Genomic DNA, 16,968 nt, shown 5'->3' with positions numbered 1-16,968 from the left:
CCCGCCCGCGGCGCCGCCAAGGGGTCACACGATGATCGCCGCGCCGGTCGTTCTGGCCGTCTCCGCCGGCTATCTCGCGCTGCTCTTCGCCATCGCCGCTTTCGCCGACCGACGCGCCGCGGCCGGGCGGTCGGTGATCGGCGGCCCTTGGGTCTATGCCCTGTCGCTCGGCGCCTATTGCACCGCCTGGACCTATTTCGGCAGCGTGGGCCGCGCGGCGACCGGCGGCATCTGGTTCCTGCCGATCTATCTCGGGCCGACCCTAGCAATGGTCCTCGCCTGGCTGGTTGTGCGGAAGATGATCCGAATCGCACGCGAGTACCGGATCACCTCGATCGCCGACTTCATCGCCAGCCGCTACGGCAAGAGCCCGGGCCTCGCCGCGCTGGTCACCCTGATCACCGTGGTCGGCATCTTGCCCTATATCGCGCTGCAGTTGAAGGCCGTCTCCTCGGCCTATCATCTGCTGACCGACGGGCCGGGGGCGGGCCTGGCCGATCCGGTCTGGTGGCGCGACGGGGCACTGCTCGTAGCACTGGCGCTGGCCGCCTTCACCATCCTCTTCGGCACCCGCCATCTCGACAGCGCCGAGCGACACGAGGGAATGGTCGCGGCGATCGCCGCGGAATCGGTGGTGAAGCTCGCCGCCTTCCTCGCCGTCGGCGGCTTCGTCACCTGGGGCCTGTTCGATGGGATGGGCGACATCTGGGCGCGCGCCTCGGCGGTGCCGGATCTCGCGGGGCTCCTCCACCTCGGCGGGGCGAAGGGGGCGAGTACCTTCGGCTATGCCGACTGGTTCGCGCTGATCCTCGTCGCGGCCCTGTCGGTGCTGCTGCTGCCGCGCCAGTTCCAGCTGCTGGTGGTGGAATGCGTGGACGAGCGGCACCTGAGACGGGCCGCGTGGCTGTTCCCGGCGTATCTCCTGGCGATCAATGTCTTCGTTCTCCCGCTCGCCATCGGCGGTTTGCTCCTGCTCGGGCCGGCGAGCGATCCCGAGACCTTCGTCCTGTCGTTGCCGCTGTCGCAGGGCGCCACGACCCTCGCGCTCTTCGCCTATATCGGGGGCCTGTCCGCCGCGACGGGGATGTTGATCGTCGAGACCGTCGCCGTCTCGACCATGGTCTGCAACGACCTCGTGATGCCGGCGTTGCTGCGCCTGCCGGGGTTCGGCGCGCGGGCCGGGGGTGATCTCACGCGGCTGCTGCTCGGCATCCGCCGCGCGGCGATCCTCGGCGTGCTGCTGCTCGGTTATCTCTATTTCCAGATCGCCGGAGACGCCTACGCGCTGGTCTCGATCGGGCTCATCAGCTTCGCGGCGGTGGCACAGTTCGCGCCCGCGCTCTTCGGCGGCATCTACTGGCGCGGCGGCACCCATGCCGGCGCGGCGGGCGGACTGGTCGGCGGCTTCGCGGTCTGGATCTGGACGCTGATGCTGCCGTCGCTGGCGAAATCGGGCTGGATCGACGCGAGCTTCATGACCGCGGGCCCGTTCGGCATCACAGCGCTCGCACCGGAGAGCCTGTTCGGGCTGACCGGACTCGATCCGCTGACCCATGCCCTGTTCTGGAGCCTCTCGATCAATCTCTGCCTCTATGTCGGCCTGTCGCTCTGGCGCGAGCCTTCGGGGCGGGAGGCGAGCCAGGCCCTGCTCTTCGTCGATGTCTTCGACCGCGGCGGGGCCGAGGCGCCGGTATTCTGGCGCGGCCGCGCGCGGCTCGACGACCTGCGAAACCTCGCAAACCGCCTCCTGGGAGAATCGCGGGCAGGCGCGGTCTTCGAGGAGCATGCGCGGGAGGGCGGGGCCAGCGCGATGGCGCGCGGCCTCGCGGACGCGCGCCTCGTCGATCAGGTGGAGCGACATCTCGCCGGCGCGATCGGCAGCGCCTCGGCCCGGGTGATGGTCGCCTCGGTGGCGCAGGAGGAACGGCTCGGCGTCGAGGACGTGATCGAGATCCTCGACGAAGCGAGCCAGTTGCGCACCTATGCGAGGGCGCTGGAGGAGACCTCGACCGAACTTCGAGCGGCGAACGAGGCGCTGAAAAGCCTCGACGAGATGAAGGACGACTTCATGTCCTCGGTCACCCACGAACTTCGCACGCCCCTCACCTCGATCCGCGCCCTGTCCGAGCTGATGCGCGACACGCCAGACATGGAGGAGGAGCAACGCGAGGAGTTCCTCGGCATCATCGTCGGCGAGAGCGAGCGCCTTGGGCGGCTCGTGAACCAAGTGCTCGACATGGCGAAGATCGAGTCGGGCATGGCCGAGTGGCACAGCGAGGCGGTCGACCCGCGGGCGCTGATCCTCGCGGCGGTGAAATCGACATCCGAGCTCTTCCGTTCGCGGGGCGCGGTGGTTGTGACCGCGCTGCCCGACACAGCGCCGCTCGTCCAGGCCGATCCTGACCGGCTGACCCAGGTCATGGTGAACCTCCTCTCGAACGCGGCGAAGTTCGTGCCCGAGGGGGCGGGCCGGGTGGATGTGTCGCTGGACGTGGAGGCGGACGCGCTCAAGGTCGCGGTGCGGGACAACGGGCCAGGGGTGCCAGCCGCGGACCAGGCCGGAATTTTCGAGAAGTTCCGTCAGGGGGGCGACTCGCTGACCAGGCCCGCCGGGACCGGACTCGGGCTTCCGATCAGCCGCCAGATCGTGGAACATCTGGGCGGCGAAATGTGGCTGGAATCAGAATCGGGCGGCGGCGCGTGCTTCGCGTTCAGACTGCCGCTCCAGCCGGGAGGAGAGGTCGATGGCCAAGGTGCTGATCGCTGACGACGAAGCGAACATCGTCGTCAGTCTCGAGTTCATGATGAAGCGCGAGGGGTACGAGGTGCTGGTCGCCCGGGACGGGGTCGCCGCGCTGGCCGCGATCCGCGGCGAGCGGCCGGACCTCGTGCTGCTCGATGCGATGATGCCGGGGATGACCGGCTTCGACGTCTGCGAGGCGGTGCGGGCCGACGCCGCCCTGCGCGGCACGACGATCCTGATGCTGACGGCGAAGGGACGGGAAACCGACGTGGCGCGCGGCGTCGGCGCCGGGGCGGACGCCTATATGACCAAGCCCTTCTCGACCCGCGATCTCGTGCAAAAGGTTCGGGAGATGCTGGGGTGAAGCACTCTCGCCAACGCCGGGCGGCGTCGTGACCCGCGGCCGCTTCCTCGCCCTCGCCGGGCCGGGCATCGCGGTCGGTATCTGGCTGGCGCTCGGGCTCGCCGGCCTTCGGCTGACGCTCCCCCCGGCGGAGCGCGCGGCGGTGGACGCGGCCGTCGAGCCACTCGTCGCCAGCCACGGCGTGCTCGTCGCCGCCTGGTGGGCCGCCGGCGCGGCGCTCGCCGCCTGGGTCGGGGCGCGGCTCCACGCCACCTGGGCGGGCACGGCGGCGCGGATGACGGACACGACGCGGACGATGATCGGCGCGGGCTCGGCGCCCGACATCATCCCCGAGGGCGCGGCGCCGATGCGGGTGCTGGCCACCGCGATCAACGGCCTCGCCGGACGGCGCCGCGAACTCAATGCCACCATCGCCGAGCAGATCAGTACCGCGAGCGACCGGGTGGCCCAGCAACGCGACCAGCTCGCCGCGCTGATGGCCGAGCTTCGCCAGAGCGTCGTCGTCTGCAATCTCGAAGGGCGGATCCTGCTCTACAACGACCGGGCAACCGCCCTGTCGCGGGCGGTGTCGCGCGCGCCCGGCGCGTCGCGCGGGGCCGAGCTGATCGGCCTTGGCCGCGCGATCCACGGGCTGGTCGATACCGGCCAGATCGCGCATGCGCTGGAGACGGTCGAGCGGCGGCTGGCCGGCGGCGAGACCTCCGCCTCGGCGCGCTTTGTCACCGCGACGCCGGCCGGGCATCTCTTGCGCGTCTTGCTCGCCCCGGTGCGCTCCGGCGAAGCGCACGCGCTCAGCGGCTATGTACTGCTGCTCGACGACATCACGCTGGAGCAGGAGGAGCAGGCGCGGCTCGACCGGCGAATGCTCGAACTGACCGAAGCGAGCCGGGCCTCGGTCGCGTCCGTGCAGGCGGCGCTCGACATGCTCGACTATCCCGACCTCGAACCGGCCGAGCGCGAGGGTTTCCAAGGTATCGTGCGCGCCGAGGTCACCGCGATGAGCGCGAGGCTCGACCGGCTGGCAGGCGAGGCCGCGGCCGACGGCCGCGCGCGCTGGCCGCTGCAGGAGATGCGCGGCGCCGACCTGCTCGCCGCCGCCGCGCGCCGGATCGAGGCCGAGACCGGACGGCCGGCGGTGATCGGCGCGGTCGATGCCGAACTCTGGCTCAATGTCGATGGCTTCGCGCTGATCCAGGCGCTCGCCTTCCTCGCCGGACGGCTCGCCCCCGCCCCGGCCCTGCTGCGGCTGGCACCGGCCGGCGGGCGCGGCCATCTCGATCTCGCCTGGGACGGCGACGGCGTCGAAGTCGAGGCCCTCCGCCGCTGGCAGTCGGAACCGATGAGTCCCGACGCCGCGCTGACGGTGCGCGACGTGGTCGAGCGGCACGGTGGCGAGCTCTGGCTCGAACAGGATCGCACCGGCGGGCGAGCGTTCTTCCGCTTCCTGCTGCCACTCGCCGAGGCGGAGGAGTCGCGCGAGGCGGCGGCGAACCGGCCGGAATATTACGACTTCGACCTGTTCGCCGCGAGCGCCGAGAGCCGCGCGCTCGATGACCGGCCGCTCGCCTCGCTCGCCTGCACCGTGTTCGACACCGAGACCACGGGGCTCGACCCGAAAGGCGGCGACGAGATCATCCAGATCGGCGCCCTCCGGGTGCTGAACGGCAAGCTCCTGTCCGGCGAGGCCTTCGACACGCTGGTCGATCCCCGGCGCCACGTACCGGAGGCGGGGGTCGCGATCCACGGCATCACCCAGGCGATGGTGCGCGGCCAGCCGACGATCGCCGAGGCGCTGCCGGCCTTCCACGCCTTCGCCAGCGACACGGTGCTCGTCGGGCACAACGTCGCCTTCGACATGCGGTTCTTCGCGCTGAAGGAGGCGGAGACCGGCGTGCGTTTCGACCAGCCGCTGCTCGACACTTTGTTGCTTGCGAGTCTCGCCTGGCCGAACGAGACCTCGCACGGGCTCGACGTGATCGCCGGCCGCCTCGGCGTCACCGTCTCCGGCCGTCACAACGCCCTCGGCGACGCCCGCGCCACGGCCGAAGTGTTCCTCGGCCTGATGCCGCTGCTGCGCGAGCACGGCATCGAAACGTTCGGCCAGGCCCGCGAAGCCTCGCGCACGACCTACTACGCCAGCCTGCGCTACTAGAGCGGAAGCCCCGTTCCGGTGGAACCGGGCCGTCCGCTCCGGAAGCCTGCCAGGCGACGCTACCGGTCGTGCTTGATCATCACGTGGCGGGGGATGGTGTAGTCCTCCAGCGCGTAGGCGGACAGATCCTTGCCGTAGCCGGACTGTTTCAGGCCGCCGTGGGGCATTTCGTTCACCAGCATGAAGTGGGTGTTCACCCAGGTGCAGCCGTAGCGGAGGCGGGAGGCGGTGGCCATGGCGCGACCGACGTCGCGGGTCCAGACGGAGGAGGCGAGGCCGTAGTCGCTGTCATTGGCCCAGGCGACGGCTTGATCCACGTCGGAAAAGCGGGTGACGGAGACGACGGGGCCGAAGACCTCGCGGCGGACGATCTCGTCATCCTGCAGGGCGCCGGCGACGACCGTGGGGGCATAGTAGAAGCCGTTGGCGCCGGGCGCGCCGCCGGTGATGACCTCGACATGGGGCAGCGCGCGGGCGCGATCGACAAAGCCGGCGACGCGGTCGCGCTGGCGGGCGCTGATCAGCGGGCCGATCTCGTTGGTGGTATCGTCGGCGGCGTCGAGGGTGATGCCGGCGGCGGCGGCGGAGAGATCGGCGACGAGGCGGTCGTAGATGCCGTCCGAGGCATAGATCCGGCTGGCGGCGGTGCAGTCCTGGCCGGAATTGTAGAAGCTGAAGGCGCGCAACCCCTCGACCACCGCGTCGAGGTCGGCGTCGTCGAAGACGATGACCGGGGCCTTGCCGCCAAGTTCGAGATGGGTGCGCTTGACGCTGGTGGCGGCGGCTTCGAGCATCCGCTTGCCCGTGCCGATATCGCCGGTCAGCGAGATCATGTCGATACCGGGGTGGGTGACGAGGGCGCCGCCGACGCTGGCGCCGCGGCCGGTCACGATGTTGACGACGCCGGGCGGCAGCTCCTCGGCGAGGATCGTGGCGAATTTCAGCGCGGTCAGCGGCGTCTGTTCGGAGGGTTTGAAGACGATGGTGTTGCCGCCGGCGAGGGCGGGCGCGAGCTTCCAGGCCATCATCATCAGCGGGTAGTTCCAGGGCGCGACCGAGGCGACGACGCCGACCGGGTCGCGGCGGATCATCGAAGTGTGACCGGCGAGATATTCGCCGGCTACCGGACCGTGCTGGCAGCGGACAGCGGCCGCGAAGAAGCGCCAGCAATCGGCGATGGCGGGGATTTCATCGTTCCGCATGGCATTGATCGGTTTGCCGCAATTCAGTGCCTCGAGCGCGGCGAAGCCGTCGGCCTCGGCCTCGATCCGGTCGGCGATCCTGTAGAGGATGCCTGAGCGTTCCGCCGGGGTGGAGCGGGACCAGGCGCCGAAGGCGCCGGTCGCGGCGGCGACGGCGGCGGCGACCTGTGCCTCGGTGGCCTCGGGCACTTCGGCGATCGCCGCTCCGGTGCGGGGGTTCAACACGGTCTCGGGCGGGTTCGCACCGGCGACCAGCGCCCCCCCTATCAGCATCTCGGTCTGCATCTCGGTCTCCCTTGCCCGTGGGCTGTCTTACCGCGCCTCGTCCGCGCGTGTCAGGGTATAGGCGGCGAGGATCGGCAGGAATGTGACGAGAACGACCATCATCGCCACGACATTCGTTACCGGTCGCTGGCGGGGGCGGACCAGCTCCTCCAGCATCCAGATCGGCAGGGTCGCCTGCTGGCCGGCGGTGAAGGTGGTGACGATCACCTCGTCGAAGCTGAGCGCGAAGGCGAGCATCCCGCCGGCGAGCAGCGCGCTGCCGAGGTTCGGCAGGATGATATGGCGGAACGTCTGGAAGGCGTTGGCGCCGAGATCGGCCGATGCCTCCACCAGCGAGCCGGACAGCCGGCGGAGCCTCGCGACCGCGTTGTTGTAGACGACGACGATGCAGAAGGTCGCGTGGCCAAGGACGATGGTCCAGGTCGAGAACGGGATATCCATGAGCGAGAAGGCCGAGCGCAGCGAGATGCCGGTGATGATGCCGGGCAGCGCGATCGGCAGGATCATCAGCAGCGAGATCGCCTCGCGCCCGAAGAAGCGGGTGCGCACCATGGCCGCGGCGCAGAGCGTGCCGAGGATCAGCGCGAGGCCGGTGGCGAGCGCGGCGACCCGGACCGAGAGGCCGAGCGCGTTCCACACGTCCTGCCGCCCCCAGGCGACGGCGAACCATTTCGTCGTCAGGCCAGGCGGCGGGAAGGTGTAGCTCCGCTCGTCGGTGGTGAAGGCATAGAGGAAGATGAGCGCGAGCGGCGCGAGCAGAAAGACGAGACCGGCGGCGGCGGAGAGTGCGAAAGGTGGCCTAGAGCGCATCGAACGCCCCCATCCGTTTCGCAAACCAGAGGTAGGCCATCATGATGACGATCGGCACCACGGCGAAGGCGGCGGCGAGGGGGATGTTTCCGGCGGTGCCCTGCTGCTGGTAGACCGCCATGCCGATATAGGCGGCGGAATTGCCGATGATCTGGGGGATGATGTAGTCGCCGAGCGTCAGCGAGAAGGTGAAGATCGAGCCGGCGACGATGCCGGGGATCGCCAGCGGCAGGATGACGTGGGCGAAGGTCTGGCGGGCCTCGGCGCCAAGGTCGGCGGAGGCTTCGAGCAGGTTCGAAGGCACGCGTTCGAGCGACGCCTGCATCGGCAGGATCATGAACGGCAGCCAGACATAGACGAAGACGAGGAAGGTGCCGAGATAACTGACCGACAGCGACGGACCGCCAAGGACCGGCAGGGCGAGCAGGCCGTCGAGCAGCCAGCCGAGGTGAAGGCGCGTGGCGGCCCAGGAGACGATGCCTTCCTTCGCCAGGATCATCTTCCAGGCGTAGATCTTCACGAGGTAGCTCGACCAGAGCGGCAGCATCACCGCGAGGTAGAAGGCGGCCTTCCAGCGGCCGCGGGCGTGACGGGCGGCGACATAGGCGATCGGGAAGGCGATGGCGATCGATGCGAGCGTGACGGCCGCGGCCATTGTCACGGTGCGGATGATGATATCGAGATTCGCGGGACGCAGCAGCTCGGCATAGGTCTTGAGGGTCAGGGTTCGGTCGACGACGCCGGAAAACTCGTCGATCGAGAAGAAGGACTGGGCGAGAAGCGCGACCAGCGCGCCGACATAGACGATCCCGAGCCAGAGCAGCGGCGGGCCGAGCAGCAGCGCGAGCAGCAGGCCGGGACGGCGCCAGAAGAGGTCGGAGAGCGCGTTCACCCCGCCTCCTCCAGCGGGTTCAGCGCGGCCCCGTCCCATGCGAGGCCGACCGTGGCGCCGGGCGCGGGGACCGCCGCCGCCGACGGGGCGATCAGGGCGACCTCGGCGCCGTCGATGGTGACGCTGACGCGGGTGCCAGACCCGAGGTAACGGGTGGCGGTGACGGTGCCGGTCACGGCGGCGTCCGGGCCGGCCAGCCGGATCGCCTCCGGGCGGAGGCTGGCCCAGCCGGGCGCGCCGAAGCGGGCGGCGAGCGGCGGGGGCAGGACATTGGCCGACCCGACGAAATCGGCGACGAAGCGCGTGCGCGGGCGGTCGTAGATCTCCCGCGGGGTACCGACCTGGGCGATTTTTCCCGCGCTGAAGACGGCGACGCGGTCGGCCATCGACAGCGCCTCGCCCTGGTCGTGGGTGACGAAGACGAAGGTGATGCCGAGCCGGGATTGCAGGGCCTTCAATTCGTCCTGCATCGCCTCGCGAAGCTTGAGGTCGAGGGCGCCGAGCGGTTCGTCGAGCAGCAGGACGCGGGGACGGTTGACCAGCGCGCGGGCGAGGGCGACGCGCTGGCGCTGCCCGCCGGAAAGCTGCGCGGGCTTTCGGTCGCCGAAGCCGGTGAGGCGGACGAGGGCGAGCATTTCCTCGGCGCTCGCGTGGCGTTCGGATCTGGGGACGCCCTTTACCATCGGGCCGTAGGCGACATTGTCGCGGACGTTCAGGTGCGGGAACAGCGCGTAGTCCTGGAAGACGGTGTTGACGCCGCGGCGGTTGGGCGGGATGTGTTCCGCCGCCTCGCCGAACAGGCGGACATGGCCGGCGGTCGGGGTCTCGAAGCCCGAGATCAGCCGCAGGCAGGTGGTCTTGCCCGAGCCCGAAGGCCCGAGCATGGCGAAGAAGGCGCCCTCGGCGATCTCCAGATCCACGCCATCGACGGCGCGCACATCGCCGAAGTGGCGGGTGACGCCTTCGAAGGCGACGGCCGCGGTCATCAGCGGCCGCCGATCACCCCGATATAGTCCGACACCCAGCGGTAGTAGGGCACGCAGTCGCCGGCGGCGCATTTGCTGACCGGGGTGGTCCAGAAGCGGACGCGGTCGAAATCCTCGAAGCCGTTGGCGGCGCAGCCTTCCTTGGTCTGCTGGCCGGAGGCGTCCTCGCAAGCCGCGGGGACCACGGGATTGGAGCCGAACCAGACCGAGAGGTCGCTTTGCAGGTTCGAGTTCAGCGTATGCTCCATCCAGAGATAGGCGCAGTTCGGATGCGCGGCGTCGGCTTCCATCATCGTGGTGTCGGCCCAGCCGGTGGCGCCCTCCTCCGGGATGGTGGAGGCGATCGGGGCGTTCTCGGACTTCAGGAGGTTGACCTGGAAGGGCCAGGAGCCGGACGCGACGACGCCCTCGTTCTTGAAGTCGTCGATCTGGATCATGGCGTCGTGCCAGTAGCGGCCGACCAACTGGCGCTGAGCGCGGAGGAGATCGAGGGCGGCCTTGTACTGGTCCTCGGTCAGCTCGTAGGGGTTGGTGATGCCGAGGTCGGGCTTGTGCGCCATCAGATACTGCGCGGCGTCGGCGATGTGGATCGGGCCGTCATAGGCCTGCACGCGCCCCTTGTTCGACTTGCCGTCGGGCAGCGTCTGCTCCTCGAAGACCACCGACCACGATTTCGGCGCCTCCTTGAAGACGTCGGAATTGTACATGAGGACGTTCGGCCCCCACTGGTAGGGCACGCCGTAGTGGATGCCGTCCACCGTGAACCAGGGCGCGTCCTTCAGCCGGTCGTCGACCTTGGACCAGGACGGGATGAGATCGGTGTTGATCGGCTGCACCCGCTTGCCGGCGACGAGGCGCAGCGAGGCGTCGCCCGAGGCGGTGACGAGGTCAAAGCCGCCCTCGTTCATCAGCGCGACCATCTCGTCGGAGGTGTTCGCCGTCTTGACATTGACCTGGCAGCCCGTCGCCTCCTCGAACTTCGTCACCCAGTCGAAGCCCTTGTCGGTCTCGCCGCGCTCGATATAGCCGGGCCACGCGACGATGTTGAGCGCACCCTCGCCCGCGCCGATCGCCGCGACCTGCGCGAGCCCCGCCTGGGCCAGCAGCGAGAGCAGCGCGGTGGTTCCCGTCAGGCGTGTCAGCGTCATCGGTCCTCTCCCTCGTCGGTCTGGCCGCATTCTCACCCGGCCCGGGACGCTGGCGCAAGCGTCGGTTGGCGAGTAGCGGCGGTCATTTCGGCGGAGGCGACGCGGCGGGCCTCAATGGGTCAGACGGACCGACAGATCCTTCAGCGCCAGGCGATCCTCGTCGGCCAGATCGTCGGGGGTGGCGGTCACTCGGTGCAGGGCCGAAAAGGTCAGTTCGAGCTCGGCGATCTCGCAGGCGTCATAGTCTCGGTCCGAGCGGGCAAAGCTCGCGATGCTGCGCGAGCCGTCGAGCAGCAGGGCGATGGTCACGCCATTCATGATGCCGAAGTCCCGTGCCCGGTCGAGCACGCCATGGGTGTCGATGCTCTCGAGGTCGCGCCACCGCACCGAGCCGACATTGTTCATCCCCCAATGCACCGTGGGATCGACCACCAGCAGCCCGCGGCCCGCGTATTGATCCATCCAGCGTTTCGGATAGGACTGGAACATGTAGAGCGGCGTGGTGAAGCGGATATGCAGCCCGATGGCGCAGCCCGCCGGACTCCGCGCATCGAGATCGTGGAGCAACGCCGCTACACTCGCACGTTTGAGCAGGTTCACCGGCCGGGCTCGCTATAAGGTTGCAGAACGAAGGCGTCCACCCTAGGTTTCCCCCACGGGCGAGAGTAGAATCATCCATGTACGCGAAAAAAGCGGAAGGCGCAGCGGCGGACGTGCGAGACGCGTCAAGCTGGGTTCGTTCGGACGGGCCGCGGCGGCTGGCTCCGGCCGGATTCTACATCGCGATCCGCATCAGCTTCATCTTTCCGGTGCTGGAGCAGAATTGCCTGCCGGACGACTGGGTGCGGGAATATACCGCCAGCGGCTTTCTGGTGCATGATCCGGCGATGGCCTGGGCCCATGGCAACGAGGGCCGGGTCCGGACCTCCGACCTCGCCCGGCGCGACGATCTCGGTGTGCTGGAGCTGGCGAAATATTACGGGCTGAACCATGGCGCCGTCGTCTGCTGCGTCGATCCGGGGGCGCGGGGGGAGCGCAGCTTCGGCTTCTTCTTCAGGTCCGATCGGGATTATTCCGATGCCGAGCTCGACCAGTTGCACGACGGGGTCCGCGCGGCGCACGAGGCCTTTGCCCGGCCCCAAAACCTGACCGAGGCCGAACTCGAAACTCTGGGCCTGGTCAAGAACGGCCTGCTCATGAAGGAGATCGCCTCGGCCCTTGGCGTTTCCGAGAGTGCCGTGAAGCAGCGTCTGCGCAATGCCCGACTGAAACTCAACGCGAAGACCGGCTCACAGGCGGCGGCGCGGGCGACGATGCTGGGCATGATCTGAGCGTCGGGTGTGCCACGCCCATTAACAAACCGGGCCGAGCCGGCTTAGCTGCACTCTCCTGTCAGGGGAGTGAACCATGCACTGCATTACCTTCGATTTTCTCGACCAGCACCGGCACGGATCGGCGTTTCATCAGTATCTGAGCGTTCGAAAGCGGTTTTTCGTCGATGTTCTCAGTTGGGACATCCCGCACAACGACGATGTCGAGATGGATCAGTATGACAATCCATGCGCGCGATACGCGTTGGTCCTTCGCGGCCAGGCGGTGGTCGGCGGCGCCCGCGTAATGCCGACCACCTCCGTCTGGGGGCGGCACAGCTACATGCTGCGCGACGCGCTGCGCGGCGATCTCGCCATTCCGCCGAGTGTCGTCACCGAGGAGATCGCGACCGACGCGGTCTGGGAAATCACACGCCTCGTCATCTCGGACGAAGTCGCGACCCAGGCGGAGCGGTCCTATTGCCTGTCGCTGATTCTCACCGGCGCGATCAGCCTCGTACGGGAGAGCGGCGGGGACGAGCTCATCTCGCTGTCGCCTCTGGCGATGGGACGGGCGTTGCGCCAGCTCGGCTTTCCCGCCCGGCGGGTGGGCGCGCCCTATTGCGAGAGCGACGGGCGAAGCTATGCCATGCTGCGGATGCCCTGCCTCGCCCCCGTCGCCCATGGCATCGCCGCCGAATGAGCCGCGCCCGTTCCGGCGCGCGCCGATCACACGCACGTCATCCCCCGCCCGTCTGTACAAACAGACAGGTTTCCCTTCGAGGCCGCGACCGCGAAACTTCGGCCGTGGCAGGGCGTGGTGGCAGGGAAGGTCGCAGCGATGATCAACATGCGTCTGGCTGTTTCGCGGGAGCGGGGCGAAGTGGCCCAGTCCGGCGATCAGATCTGGGAGCGCGATCTCGCGAACCGGATCGACGTCCATGTCGGCCAGCGCCTTCGCGCCCGCCGCGTGGAGGTCGGTCTCAGCCAGGCCGCGCTCGGCCGTCATCTCGGCGTCACCTTCAGCCAGGTGCAGAAGTACGAGAAGGGCACGAACCGGATCGGGGCCGGGCGACTCTACCAGCTGGCGGCGCTGCTCGGCATTCCGGTGCAGCATTTCTTCGACGACCTCGAGGAGCCGAAGCTCTGCTCGCTCGGCCGCGGCGCGGCGTCGTCCGACGCGGGTCGCATTCAGGAGGCGCTTGCCCGGATCTCCGATCCCAATGCCCGGCAGGCGCTGCTCTCCCTCGCCTCCTCGATGGCGAGAAGCGGCTGACGATGCGACACCGACATCCCGCCAGCCGGGCCGCGCTCGTCGAGGAAAGGTCCGCCGGGAACCGCTGTTGCGAAAGACGGTCCCGGCCCTTGCCGGGTTCGAAGGAATCGATCGCGTCCGCCACCGCCAGCCTGTCGTCGCCGAGATCGGCCTCGTAGACCACGCCAGCCTCACCGATCATGAAACGCATCACCCCGGTCTCGGCACAAGTGGCGGCGCCGTTTCCGATTTCCTGTCGGGCTCCTGACCCCGGAAACTTTCGGTCTGCCAACTCACACTCTAGAAACTGACGGCGAGCCCGAGGCCCCAGCCTTCGAGCACGTCGCCTCGGGTATAGCGGAACATGGCGCGGCCCTTGGTGATCCAGGGGATCGAGGTCTCGCTCACGTCGATCTCGTAGCCAAAGCCGATCTGCGCCAGCCAGTCGGTATTCAGGATGTCGCCCTGATCCCCGGGCAGCCACGAGGCCGAGAATTCGCTGACCGAACGGATCGGCCTGCCGAAGGCCTGCCAGTCCGTCGGCAGCCGCAGCCGCGACCAGAATGCGAGCGTCTCGGCGTCGGCGCTCGCCACCACGCCGCGATCGCCGGCGATCGGTTTCAGGTGGATATTGGTGTAGCGCAGGGTCCAGTCGACCTGGACGTCGTTCGCAAAGCTCCGGTCATAGGCTAGCACCAGCGACCCGCCGAGGCCGCCCGCCGTCAGTCCGCCGTCGCGCACGAAATGCAGTTCGTCGGCGTCGAGCCGGTCAGCGATGAAGGCCGCGACGAAGGCGGTGTCGCTGGCGATCTGGCCGAGCGTGACATTCAGCATTGGCCGGATGACCAGATTTTCGCCGAGCCGGACGTCCCAGCCGATCCCCCCCGTCGCCGCCACGCCGGTCCATTTCGGCAGGAAGCGGCTCGACTGCTGTCCTTCGGTCAGGACAAACGAAGGGACGTAGCGATTGTAGCCGATATAGCCTTCGAGATAGAGCGGGAAAGCCTCGCTCCAGGTAAAGCCGCCGCCGAGCTGCGCCGCCTGAAAGTCCGAGCCATCCCGGGGCCGCGTGCCGGTATTCACGATCAGCGCGCTCGCCGTCTCGCTCGGCACCGCGCTGATCCCGAGGACCGCGAGGGCCCCGGCCGCGTTCTTTTCGAGCGACCAGGCCACCAGATCCTCGATCTTGGCCGCCCGCGCCGGCCCCGCGATCAACCCGGCAGCGAGCAGGAGCCAGACGGCGCGCCGCCATGCGCGGCCGTCCCGCGCGCCCATGCCCATCATTCCGCCCTGCCTCGCCGCTCTCGCGCGTCCGATTCGCTTGCGCCGACTATAGCGCCGGCGGGTCGCGGCCGGGACACGGCGCTTCCGCGGAAGCCGCGAAATGCGCGGGTGCGCGGTTCGGCGGCAACAGGCCCGGGCGCGGCCGCGATTCCGGGCCAGCTTTCCGGCGTCTCGGGGGGATGGCGCGAGGCGGGGAGAGGAAGCCGGGTTTCGCTTGTGTTCCAATGGTTAAGGGCGGTTTCCTGAATGCACATTCCATGCGCATTCCATGCGCAAGGCATATGCCAGTCGCGCGCGGGCGGCCAAAAGGTTAACGACGGGTCCGGGCGGCGGGAGGCCGCGTTGTCAGGGCCGGATCCCCGCCTTCGGCAAGCCGTCCCCCGCTGGTGCGAGACGAGCGCGCACGCCGTGGCGTTCAGCGCCGCAGGACGTAGCTCCCCGGCGCGTCGATGATCGGCGGATAGTCGGCCGCGCCGAGGCCCGGCGGGGCCACCCGGTCGGGCGCCGATTGCTCTTCGAGCCAGGCGACCCATTCCGGCCACCAGGATCCGGTCTTCGGCTCGGCCGCCGCGAACCACTGGTCGGGACCGAGCACGCAGCCGGCCACGCGCTGCGTGGCGACGCGGTAGCCTCGTCCGGGACGGCCCGGTTCGTTGACGATGCCGGCATTGTGCCCGCCGCTGGTCAGGACGAAGGTCACGTCGGTGTCGGCGAGATAGTGGATCTTGTAGACCGAACGCCACGGCGCGACATGGTCGCGCTCGGTGCCGACGACGAAGATCGGCACACGGATGTTCTGCAGCGCCACCGGGCGGCCGTCGACGACGAAGCGGCCGGCGGCGAGTTCATTGTCGAGATAGAGCCGCCGCAGGTACTCGGTGTGCATCCGGTAGGGCATGCGCGTCGAATCGGCGTTCCAGGCCATCAGGTCGAACATCGGCGTGCGCTCGCCGGTGAGATAGTCGTGGACCAGCCGCGACCAGACGAGGTCGTTGCTGCGCAGCATCTGGAAGGCGCCGGCCATCTGATCGGCCGAGAGATAGCCGCGGTCCCACATCGTGCCTTCGAGCATGTGCATCTGGCTGTGGTCGATGAAGAGCGCCAGTTCGCCCGGCTCGGTGAAGTCGGTCTGGGCGGCGAAGAGCGTCATCGAGGCGAGCCGCCGGTCGCCGGCCCAGCCCATCGCCCCGGCGGCGATCGAGAGGAGCGTGCCGCCGATGCAGTAGCCGGTCGCGTGGATCTTCACCCCGGGGACGATGGCGCCGACGGCGTCGAGCGCCGCCATCACCCCGAGCCGCCGGTAGTCGTCCATCCCGAGTTCGCGGTCCTCGGCCGTCGGATTGCGCCAGGAGATGCAGAAGACGGTGTATCCCTCGCCGACGAGATAGCGGATCAGCGAGTTCTCCGGCGACAGGTCGAGGATGTAGTATTTCATGATCCAGGCCGGGACGATCAGGATCGGCTCGGCATGCACGGTCCCGGTGGCGGGCGCATACTGGATCAGTTCGATCAGATGGTTGCGGTAGACGACCTTGCCCGGCGTCACCGCGACGTCCCTGCCGACCCGGAAGTTCTCGGCGCCGACCGGCGGCTGTTGCGCGGCGGTGCGCCGCGCATCCTCGATCCAGTTCCGCAAGCCATCGACGAAGTTCCGCCCGCCGGTCTCGGACGCGCGGGCGATGACCTCGGGGTTGGTGAGCGGGGTGTTGGACGGCGAGAAGATGTCGAGCATCTGGCGCGCGACGAAGGACACCACCTCCTCATGGTGCGGCGCCACGCCCGGAACGTCGTGCGTGGCCTGGTGCCACCATTGCTGATTGAGCAGGAAGGCCTGGGCCCAGAAGGAGAAGGGCGGCTTCTGCCACGCCTCGCCGCGGAAGCGGTTGTCTCCCGGCAGAGGCTCGACGCGGGCCGGGGCGGCCTGCCCGCCGGCGGAGGCCGCGAGTTGGGTCCAGAGGTGGGCCGACTTCCGCGCGGCCTCGGCGGCGAGCTCGATCTGCTTGCCGGGCGATCTCGCCAGATGCATCCACCAGTCGAAGCCCGCCAGCGCCAGCGCCGCCGGGGAGAGGCCGCCGGTCAGTTTGCCGATCGCCGCCACCTGCATCCGGTCCAGCGCCCGGAGGGTCTCGTGCCCGTGCTCCTGCCCGAGGTCGGCGGCGCGCGCGCCCTCCGGCCGCGACTCCGCCGGCGCCGCCCGCGCGTCGAGTGCTCCGTCCTTCACGGTCCCAGCCTCCGTATTCGTCCCGCGCCCGCCGAAGCCCACGGATCCTCCCTTCACCTAGTCGTCTTGCCGGCCAGAACAACTCGTTGGCCGGTCACGGGAGTTTGAAGCAGGCTTCGGCCGCTCCGCTTCGAGGGGCCGGCGGTCAGTGCCGATATCCTGATCCCCGGACGATGCCGTCCGGCCTGGATATCGCTGCCAGAGCGGCGCCGGAGCGGCGGAGCCGGCTCGTCCGCTCCAGAGTCTTGATTTGGCGCAATATCTTGTACCAGCGGCCACGCCGGCTGACTCTTACTCAGGGGTCGGACACAAGCCC

General features: G+C 69.0%; 14 protein-coding genes and 1 pseudogene. 6 read left to right on the top strand and 9 right to left on the bottom strand.

Annotated features, from left to right (window positions below; all coding sequences use genetic code 11):
- The first annotated feature begins 31 nt into the window (after nucleotides 1-31).
- The 3 genes from Q0480_RS04190 to Q0480_RS04180 are packed head-to-tail and all read left to right on the top strand — an operon-like array spanning nucleotide 32 to nucleotide 5,259.
- Nucleotides 32-2,767: an ATP-binding protein gene (locus tag Q0480_RS04190; protein ID WP_299131052.1), complete on the top strand. Its 2,736-nt coding sequence runs from the start codon at nucleotides 32-34 to the stop codon at nucleotides 2,765-2,767.
- On the top strand, nucleotides 2,745-3,107 hold the full coding sequence (locus Q0480_RS04185) for a response regulator (protein WP_299131051.1): 363 nt from the start codon (nucleotides 2,745-2,747) through the stop codon (nucleotides 3,105-3,107). Before Q0480_RS04190 ends, Q0480_RS04185 begins: the two co-directional genes overlap by 23 nt.
- Nucleotides 3,108-3,135: 28 nt before the next feature.
- Nucleotides 3,136-5,259, top strand: a complete 2,124-nt coding sequence (locus Q0480_RS04180) for an exonuclease domain-containing protein (protein ID WP_299131050.1) — start codon at nucleotides 3,136-3,138, stop codon at nucleotides 5,257-5,259.
- A gap of 59 nt (nucleotides 5,260-5,318) precedes the next feature.
- Here Q0480_RS04180 and Q0480_RS04175 read toward each other — a convergent pair whose 3' ends face one another.
- From Q0480_RS04175 to Q0480_RS04150, 6 genes are all read right to left on the bottom strand, one after another.
- The gene (locus Q0480_RS04175; RefSeq protein ID WP_299131049.1) at nucleotides 5,319-6,746 is read right to left on the bottom strand and encodes a gamma-aminobutyraldehyde dehydrogenase; all 1,428 of its coding nucleotides are present in this window, start codon (nucleotides 6,744-6,746) and stop codon (nucleotides 5,319-5,321) included.
- 27 nt (nucleotides 6,747-6,773) lie between these two features.
- Nucleotides 6,774-7,556, bottom strand: coding sequence for an ABC transporter permease (locus tag Q0480_RS04170; protein WP_299131048.1), 783 nt, complete (start codon nucleotides 7,554-7,556; stop codon nucleotides 6,774-6,776).
- Nucleotides 7,546-8,448: an ABC transporter permease gene (locus tag Q0480_RS04165; protein WP_299131046.1), complete on the bottom strand. Its 903-nt coding sequence runs from the start codon at nucleotides 8,446-8,448 to the stop codon at nucleotides 7,546-7,548. Before Q0480_RS04165 ends, Q0480_RS04170 begins: the two co-directional genes overlap by 11 nt.
- Complete coding sequence (locus Q0480_RS04160; protein WP_299131044.1) at nucleotides 8,445-9,434, bottom strand: ABC transporter ATP-binding protein; 990 nt, start codon at nucleotides 9,432-9,434, stop codon at nucleotides 8,445-8,447. The genes Q0480_RS04165 and Q0480_RS04160 overlap by 4 nt, the downstream gene beginning before the upstream one ends.
- Nucleotides 9,434-10,582 (bottom strand): ABC transporter substrate-binding protein, encoded by a 1,149-nt coding sequence (locus tag Q0480_RS04155; protein WP_299131042.1) that lies wholly within the window; start codon nucleotides 10,580-10,582, stop codon nucleotides 9,434-9,436. The genes Q0480_RS04160 and Q0480_RS04155 overlap by 1 nt, the downstream gene beginning before the upstream one ends.
- 111 nt (nucleotides 10,583-10,693) lie before the next feature.
- The gene (locus Q0480_RS04150) at nucleotides 10,694-11,182 is read right to left on the bottom strand and encodes an autoinducer binding domain-containing protein (protein ID WP_299131041.1); all 489 of its coding nucleotides are present in this window, start codon (nucleotides 11,180-11,182) and stop codon (nucleotides 10,694-10,696) included.
- 77 nt (nucleotides 11,183-11,259) lie between these two features.
- Between Q0480_RS04150 and Q0480_RS04145 the strand changes: the two genes are divergently transcribed.
- The 3 genes from Q0480_RS04145 to Q0480_RS04135 all read left to right on the top strand — a co-directional run bounded on the left by Q0480_RS04145 (nucleotide 11,260) and on the right by Q0480_RS04135 (nucleotide 13,168).
- Nucleotides 11,260-11,913, top strand: coding sequence for an autoinducer binding domain-containing protein (locus Q0480_RS04145; RefSeq protein ID WP_299131040.1), 654 nt, complete (start codon nucleotides 11,260-11,262; stop codon nucleotides 11,911-11,913).
- 76 nt (nucleotides 11,914-11,989) lie between these two features.
- Nucleotides 11,990-12,595, top strand: a complete 606-nt coding sequence (locus Q0480_RS04140) for an acyl-homoserine-lactone synthase (protein ID WP_299131039.1) — start codon at nucleotides 11,990-11,992, stop codon at nucleotides 12,593-12,595.
- 138 nt (nucleotides 12,596-12,733) lie between these two features.
- Complete coding sequence (locus tag Q0480_RS04135) at nucleotides 12,734-13,168, top strand: helix-turn-helix transcriptional regulator (protein WP_299131038.1); 435 nt, start codon at nucleotides 12,734-12,736, stop codon at nucleotides 13,166-13,168.
- A gap of 97 nt (nucleotides 13,169-13,265) precedes the next feature.
- Here Q0480_RS04135 and Q0480_RS17970 read toward each other — a convergent pair.
- The 3 genes and pseudogenes from Q0480_RS17970 to Q0480_RS04125 form a co-directional block, all read right to left on the bottom strand.
- Nucleotides 13,266-13,439, bottom strand: a pseudogene (locus Q0480_RS17970) (DUF2950 family protein); the annotation flags it as partial.
- A gap of 8 nt (nucleotides 13,440-13,447) precedes the next feature.
- Nucleotides 13,448-14,422, bottom strand: a complete 975-nt coding sequence (locus Q0480_RS04130) for an autotransporter outer membrane beta-barrel domain-containing protein (protein WP_299131037.1) — start codon at nucleotides 14,420-14,422, stop codon at nucleotides 13,448-13,450.
- Between the two features lie 424 nt (nucleotides 14,423-14,846).
- Complete coding sequence (locus Q0480_RS04125; RefSeq protein ID WP_299131036.1) at nucleotides 14,847-16,652, bottom strand: alpha/beta fold hydrolase; 1,806 nt, start codon at nucleotides 16,650-16,652, stop codon at nucleotides 14,847-14,849.
- Nucleotides 16,653-16,968 lie beyond the last annotated feature (316 nt).

The sequence above is a fragment of the uncultured Amaricoccus sp. genome (assembly GCF_937891315.1).
Taxonomy (GTDB): domain Bacteria; phylum Pseudomonadota; class Alphaproteobacteria; order Rhodobacterales; family Rhodobacteraceae; genus Amaricoccus.
This window is presented reverse-complemented; position numbering and strand designations above follow the sequence as displayed.

Bases quoted from the DNA above. Each gene is read 5' to 3' on its own strand.
- Q0480_RS04175 (WP_299131049.1), bottom strand. From the start codon at position 6,746: ATGCAGACCGAGATGCTGATAGGGGGGGCGCTGGTCGCCGGTGCGAAC.
- Q0480_RS04155 (WP_299131042.1), bottom strand. From the start codon at position 10,582: ATGACGCTGACACGCCTGACGGGAACCACCGCGCTGCTCTCGCTGCTG.
- Q0480_RS04190 (WP_299131052.1), top strand. From the start codon at position 32: ATGATCGCCGCGCCGGTCGTTCTGGCCGTCTCCGCCGGCTATCTCGCG.
- Q0480_RS04170 (WP_299131048.1), bottom strand. From the start codon at position 7,556: ATGCGCTCTAGGCCACCTTTCGCACTCTCCGCCGCCGCCGGTCTCGTC.
- Q0480_RS04145 (WP_299131040.1), top strand. From the start codon at position 11,260: ATGTACGCGAAAAAAGCGGAAGGCGCAGCGGCGGACGTGCGAGACGCG.
- Q0480_RS04185 (WP_299131051.1), top strand. From the start codon at position 2,745: ATGGCCAAGGTGCTGATCGCTGACGACGAAGCGAACATCGTCGTCAGT.
- Q0480_RS04130 (WP_299131037.1), bottom strand. From the start codon at position 14,422: ATGGGCGCGCGGGACGGCCGCGCATGGCGGCGCGCCGTCTGGCTCCTG.
- Q0480_RS04140 (WP_299131039.1), top strand. From the start codon at position 11,990: ATGCACTGCATTACCTTCGATTTTCTCGACCAGCACCGGCACGGATCG.
- Q0480_RS04135 (WP_299131038.1), top strand. From the start codon at position 12,734: ATGATCAACATGCGTCTGGCTGTTTCGCGGGAGCGGGGCGAAGTGGCC.
- Q0480_RS04160 (WP_299131044.1), bottom strand. From the start codon at position 9,434: ATGACCGCGGCCGTCGCCTTCGAAGGCGTCACCCGCCACTTCGGCGAT.